The organism is Leisingera sp. F5 (assembly GCF_001593695.1).
The window spans coordinates 1-1,298 of record NZ_LUKH01001075.1; the positions used below are offsets into that span (position 1 = coordinate 1).

Genomic DNA, 1,298 nt, shown 5'->3' on the forward strand with positions numbered 1-1,298 from the left:
AAATCGTGCCAGCCGGCGTTGGCCGCCTTGGCTGGCATTGGAACGGCCGAACCGAACTCGATTTCTCCGCCATGTGCGCTGGGGCCTGCCGGTGCCGTGTCTGCAGGCGTGCTGCGGGCCGCCGGGGCGGCAAGTCCGGCAATCTTGAACTGTGCCATCAGCTCCGCCAGCTTGCCCGCATCGGTGTGCAGCATGTGGCCGGCAGCAGTGGCTTCTTCCACCATGGCGGCGTTCTGCTGAGTAACCTGGTCCAGCTGGCTGACGCCGGTGTTGATCTCACTCAGGCCGGTCGACTGCTCGGCCGCACCCTCGGCAATGTTGGAAACCAGTTCTGAGACAGTACTGACACGGCCCACGATGCTGGTCAGCGCCTCGCCGGTTTCGCCAACCAGATCGACCCCTTGCTTCACATGTTTGGAGCTGTCGCCGATCAGCGTCTTGATCTCGGTTGCCGCATCAGCCGAGCGCTGCGCCAAAGCCCGGACCTCTGAGGCGACAACGGCAAATCCTTTGCCGGCCTCGCCTGCACGGGCGGCCTCGACACCTGCATTCAAGGCCAGAAGATTGGTTTGGAAAGCGATATCGTCGATTACCGAGATGATCTGCGAGATCTTGGCCGAAGACTGCTCGATCTCATTCATTGCGGCAACCGCGTTTCGCACCACTTCACTGCTGCCTTCGGCTTCCTGGCGGGCCTCCTGCATCGTGTGCTCGACATCGCGGGCGCCGTCTGCCGAAGATTTTACCGACGCGGTCAGCTGTTCCAGCGCCGCGGCGGTTTCTTCCAGCGTGGCGGCCTGGCTTTCGGTACGGTTCGACAAATTGTCCGAGGCGGTGCTGATTTCGGTCGCGCCGCTATGAATACTGCCAGTGGCCGTGATTACCTGTTCGATGGTCTCTTTCAGTGTGGCCACTGTGGTGTTGAAGCTTTGGCGCAGCTGGTCGTATTCTTCCGGGAATGCCTCGTTGATAGTGCATTCGAGATCGCGGTTGGAGAGGCGGGCGAGATTTTCTTCAAGCTTGCCCACAACGGCGCCGCGGTCGGCGATGCGGCTGGCCTCGATGGAATCGAGCTTGTCTTCGGCCTCTGCAAGGGCGGCACGGGTTTTCTCCATTGCGCGGCTGAGTTTTCCGACTTCGGTCTTGGACTGCAGAAATGCCGGTTCGAAATCGAACTCCTTACTGGCGAGCCTGTCGAGGTCCGCCTGCAGGGCGCCGAACTGCTTGGTGAATGCCATGATCAGGCGCAGGCCGATGGCTGTGCTGACAGTCAGCGACACGGCGACAGCAGCCAGGGT

Annotated in this window: 1 protein-coding gene; it reads right to left on the reverse strand. The window is 61.5% G+C overall.

The genetic code is table 11. The features are described from left to right. A partial coding sequence (locus A2I95_RS38995; RefSeq protein WP_291737739.1) for a methyl-accepting chemotaxis protein occupies window positions 1–1,298 on the reverse strand: 1,298 nt, incomplete at both ends.